The 4,781-nt window shown below is 56.8% G+C and carries 6 protein-coding genes; all 6 read left to right on the top strand.

The genetic code is table 11. The features are described from left to right. Positions 1-101 precede the first annotated feature (101 nt). Positions 102-296: a DNA cytosine methyltransferase gene (locus tag B5F88_RS21990; RefSeq protein WP_343286489.1), complete on the top strand. Its 195-nt coding sequence runs from the start codon at positions 102-104 to the stop codon at positions 294-296. A 343-nt stretch (positions 297-639) separates the two neighbouring features. Continuing rightward, a complete protein-coding gene (locus B5F88_RS18415) occupies positions 640-1,419 on the top strand; it encodes a DUF4406 domain-containing protein (protein ID WP_087348898.1) in 780 nt (259 codons plus the stop codon). Next, complete coding sequence (locus B5F88_RS18420) at positions 1,416-2,000, top strand: hypothetical protein (RefSeq protein ID WP_087348900.1); 585 nt, start codon at positions 1,416-1,418, stop codon at positions 1,998-2,000. The genes B5F88_RS18415 and B5F88_RS18420 overlap by 4 nt, the downstream gene beginning before the upstream one ends. After that, on the top strand, positions 1,990-2,712 hold the full coding sequence (locus tag B5F88_RS18425; RefSeq protein WP_140402194.1) for a DNA methyltransferase: 723 nt from the start codon (positions 1,990-1,992) through the stop codon (positions 2,710-2,712). Before B5F88_RS18420 ends, B5F88_RS18425 begins: the two co-directional genes overlap by 11 nt. Before the next feature lie 195 nt (positions 2,713-2,907). Next, positions 2,908-4,095 carry an XRE family transcriptional regulator gene (locus tag B5F88_RS18430; RefSeq protein ID WP_242959885.1) on the top strand — a complete coding sequence of 396 codons (1,188 nt, stop codon included), beginning with the start codon at positions 2,908-2,910 and terminating at the stop codon, positions 4,093-4,095. 421 nt (positions 4,096-4,516) lie between these two features. Next, on the top strand, positions 4,517-4,781 hold a 265-nt coding region (gene mobC, locus B5F88_RS18435; RefSeq protein WP_087348902.1), incomplete at its 3' end, for a plasmid mobilization relaxosome protein MobC.

The following is a 4,781-nucleotide window of genomic DNA, read 5'->3' on the forward strand; positions in this document are numbered from 1 at the left end:
AGCCAGCAGGCACAGGCCGGGGACATGGATGAGAATGTCCTCGGCTTTCTTCTTGCCCTGCAGCAGGAAGGAGATGAGATCACCTGATACGCTATTTTGATATGTTTGCTGGGATCGGCGGATTCCGAGCCGGACTGGACCGGGCCGGAGGTTTCCAGTGCGTGGGCCACTGTGAGATCGACAAATACGCTGACGCCAGTTACCGTGCCATCCATGATATTCGAAGGGAGGAGCGATACTATATGGAGAATCCATTGTTTGCGGAAATGCCTATGTTTCCCAAGGTTCTGCTCTGAGTGGCCATGCCCGCGCGGAGGATGATGCCTATATTCGAGGCAGCAATCTATGCGGCCACGCCAGAGTGTCCGACTGCGGGATGGTTTTGGACTCACCGGACACAGGACGCGCGCCTATTCTATCCGGCACCTGCGCTGTATATGGCAGGGTATGTGGCGATGTGCATTTAACCGACACTGCCCTGGTCATCAATGGTGAGGAGATTTGTAACGATTCTCTTGACACCTTGGTCATGGATGGAAAAGGCCGTTCTGTGATCCGGGATTCGTCCCGAGACGAACTGGCTCCTCAACAGCCAGCTCCTTCTCCCCCCAAGAAACAGAAAGGCTGTGAGATGAGCAGATGAGCAACTTTTTTGAGCAGGAACTCCGCAAACTGTTTGCGGACGGGGCTGTGATCCATGATCCAGTCTTTGTAGGCCGTGCCTGCCTGGGTGGCTTGGACAGAGATCGTCAGGTGAGGGCTGAATTTGTTACACTGGGCCATGCGGATCATTATGCGGCTCTCCGCCTGACGCTGCTGGACAGCAGTCAGGGTGTGGTGGACAAGCTGACTCTTCGTTTCAAGGATGTATGGGGAAAACAGAAGATCCCCAACAACCCCTACCTGCGGGATGGCGTTAATCCGCATATTTGGGTAGATGGTGACCGGATCGATTGGTATGCCTATCATCCTACCCAGGAGGACTACCGGCAGCTCCGGCAAATGGCCAGCGACTATGTGGAGACCTTTCGCATTCAAGTCCCGGCAAAAGACCATGGCCCCAAATTGGTGTACATCTGCGCCCCCCTCCGAGGTGAGGTAGAGAAAAACATTGCGTTCGCCAGGCAGAAAGCCCAGGAAGTCTTTCAGGCGGGCGACATCCCGGTCTGCCCCCATCTCATGTTCCCGCCCATCGCAAATCCGGGCGACCCGGCGCAGGACCTGGCCGCACGGGAGATGGGCCTGCGGCTGGTAGAAAAGTGCCAGCAAGTCAATGTCTATGGGCCGGTCACGGAAGGGATGTGGGCGGAGATCCATCGCGCCAATCAACTGGACATTCCCGTTGTGACCGATTCAAAGCCAAAGGGGCGCACTTCGCCCAGAAGAAAGAAAAGTGCCAAGCGCGAGGAGGTCAAATGATCCGAGAAAAGACCACGGAGGACTTGCGGCACATGACCGATGAGGAAGGGCTGATCCTCCAGGGCTGCGGCGGCGACCTTCAGGAATGGGTAGACGGAATCAATGATCTGCTCGCCCAGGAAGGAATCCTGCTGAATGGCACCAAATTTGAACATGCGGCCACATTTCAGCACGACGGACTCACAAACCTGCTGTTCTCTTTTGAAGGGGTACAGCTGAATGTGGGAAAGCTTGCGCTGTGGCGGATTCAGACGCACAGTCAGTTTGGCGGCACCTGGCTCAGTGACTATGTACCCAACCGGCTGGGCGGGTTTATCCAGGAGCAGAAGCCCGTAAAGCCCAAAATGGAGCTGTTGGGCCAGGACGGCAATATCTTCTCTATTATGGGTACTGCCTCCCAACTGCTCCAAATGGCAGGCATGCATGACCAGAACAGAGAGATGATTGACCGCGTCACCTCCTGCGGTGACTATGATCAGGCGCTGCATATCATCAGCGAGTATGTGGAGACGGAGCTCTCCGCTGTACAACCCCCAAAAAAATCCAACAAAAAGAAAGGTAGGGATTCCAATGAACGATAAATGGGAGATCATACACGGCGACGCACTGAAGGTTCTGTGCGAGTTCGCCCCTAACACCTTCGATGCGGTTATCACCGATCCCCCCTATGCCTCCGGGGGCCGAACCCCGGCTGAGAAAAACAAGTCCACCGACAAGAAATATTCCAGCATGGGAGAAAGCGCGCCCCCTCCCTTTGACGGCGACTCCAAGGATCAGAGATCCTGGACCCGCTGGGCCGCTGAATGGCTCTATGACGCCCGCAAGGTCTGTAAACCCGGTGCCCCTGTGTGCATGTTCATCGATTGGCGGCAACTTCCCGCAGCCACCGATGCGCTCCAGTGGGCGGGGTGGATCTGGCGCGGCACAGCTGTCTGGGACAAAGGCAACAGCCGTCCTCAGAAGGGCCGCTTCCGCCAGCAGGCCGAGTACATTGTCTGGGGGTCCAACGGGGATATGCCCATCAGCAGACCCGTCCCCTGTCTGCCCGGCGTATTCAAGTACGGCAATCCCCAGAACCGCATCCATCTGACGGAGAAGCCTCTGCAGCTTATGCGGGATGTAGTGAAGATCACCGAGCCGGGCGGGCGTATCCTGGACCCCTTTGCCGGTTCCGGCAGCACGGTGCTGGCCGCCGTGCTGGAGGGCTACTCCGCCACCGGCATCGAGGTCACCGACGCCTACGCCGCTCTGTCCAAGGAACGGATCGCGCGGGAGCTGGCTCAGGGCGCGTGACCGGCCCGCTGTCTGCCGATTGCCCTTGATAACTCCCCAACAGGCGGGTATAATGAAACAAAGTGTCTGGATACTGTGGGGCTCCACAGTAGGATTGTGAAAGCAGAGGACACCAGAGAAAAAACAAACCGTTTTGTGCATACCTGGATACGATTCCAGGAATCTCTGACTGCCTGAAATGGAGGTGAGCACGGCATGGAGCAGGAATACATGCTGCGCCTATACGATATGGATCTGCTGTCCTTCTCCCTGGCGGAGCAGGGCATCGAGGGCCTGAAGGCCAAGCTGCTGTGGATCAATGAGGAACACAGGCAGCTCCTGCCCCTGGACATGGAGCTGTCCGATGCCGGTGTGCTGAAATGGCTCCAGAAGCGGGTCATCCCCAAGAATCGAGCCTATGTAGCGGAAATTTTGAAAACCTTCGGCCTGAGCATCAATGATACCAAAGGGATCATCGACGTGTGCAAGGGGCTGTCCCTCAACGACAGCTACTGGGTGGTGCCCGGAGGCTTCTCTGGAACCTTCGCACAGTATAATCTGTACGAGAATCGCTTCTCCGAGATCCTCTCCCTGGTGGCTTACACTGGCATCGGACAAAGTGACGCCGCCTTTACCACCTCGCCGGAACTGACGACCAACGGGATGCTGCCCAAGGCATGGCGTTTCATAAAGGGCAAGGGGATCTACCTGTACAAAGGGGGTACCTTCGGCGCGGCAAACACCGGAAACGAGCCATACAGTGAGTTTTACGCCAGTCAGGTGGCCCAGGCCATGGGCCTGAACGCAGTGCCCTACGAGTTGGAGAACTGGAAGGGCATCCTGGCCTCCCGCTGCAAACTGTTCACCGATATTGACACATCTTACATCCCCATTGGCCGTATTGTGCGGGAGGGTGGGCTGAAAGCCTGCCTGGATTACTATGAGAAGCTGGGACCGGAGGCGTATGAACATATCAAGAGTATGCTGGTGTTCGACGCTGTGATCTACAACGAGGATCGACACTTCGGTAACTTTGGTGTCCTGCGGGATAACCACAGCGGCGCGGTGATCGGAGCGGCTCCGATTTTTGACAATGGTCTGTCCCTATTCAACTTCGCTATGCCAGACGATTTCAAGGATTTGGACAGCTACGCCAGAACCAGAGGGACCCCCTATGGCATCAGCTTTGAAACTGTGTGCCGGGAGGTAATGGGGCCGGTTCAGATGCGGCAGCTTCGCAAACTGATTGGCTTTACATTCCAAAGGCACCCCAGACTGAACCTGCCCGATGACCGGCTGAGGGCGATTGAACGGCACTTGCAAAAACGTGTGCGGCAGCTTTTGGAGCTGACACCGGAACGAAGGATACAGCCAGGAAGGAAAGCTGCGGAGCCAGAACGTTGATGACGCAGGAGAGTGTGTCCGGGCGGATACGCTCTCCTGCCTTTATAATCCGGGCGGGGTGTCTAATGTGACACCCCGCCCGGATTTTTTAACATTCAGGGTGCTAACACAGACACCCTCGTGTGGGGAGTTTAGTCAGAGGAATTTGGAGCATTCCAGCCTGCAATAAGCGTCGCCGCTCTGGTCCAGAGCGGTGATTTTTCTTTTCCATGGAGCTGGCAGGCTCTGCCCGCCATGATCATAATCCACTTACCGCTTGAAAATAGGCCCCGCTTCGGCGGGGCCTAGCCAACGCCGCCAGGGGCGGCGTTGGGCAAGCATCGCGCAAATGTACATTTTGCGCACTTGCAGGGGAAACCCCTGACCCCAATGCCGCCTGCGGGCGGAAGGTTTGCGGCAGAGCCGCAGAAAGGAGGCACGCTTGGGACTCCCAAAAGAAAAACACCATCTGCATATCGAGCTGACGGCGGAGCAGTATCAGCAGCTCTGCCGTCAGGCCAAACTCTGCGGACTATGCAAACGGGCTTATATCGTCCGGCTCATCGACGGTACGCCGATTCGGGCCAGACCCTCCCAGGAGATCAAGGACCTCCGCACGGAGATCCATCACATCGGCAACAACATCAACCAGATCGCCCGCAGCGTCAATGCCGGTATCGCCACAGCAGAGGATGCCCAACATGGGC

It is taken from the genome of Flavonifractor sp. An306 (assembly GCF_002159455.1).
Lineage (GTDB): Bacteria > Bacillota > Clostridia > Oscillospirales > Oscillospiraceae > Flavonifractor.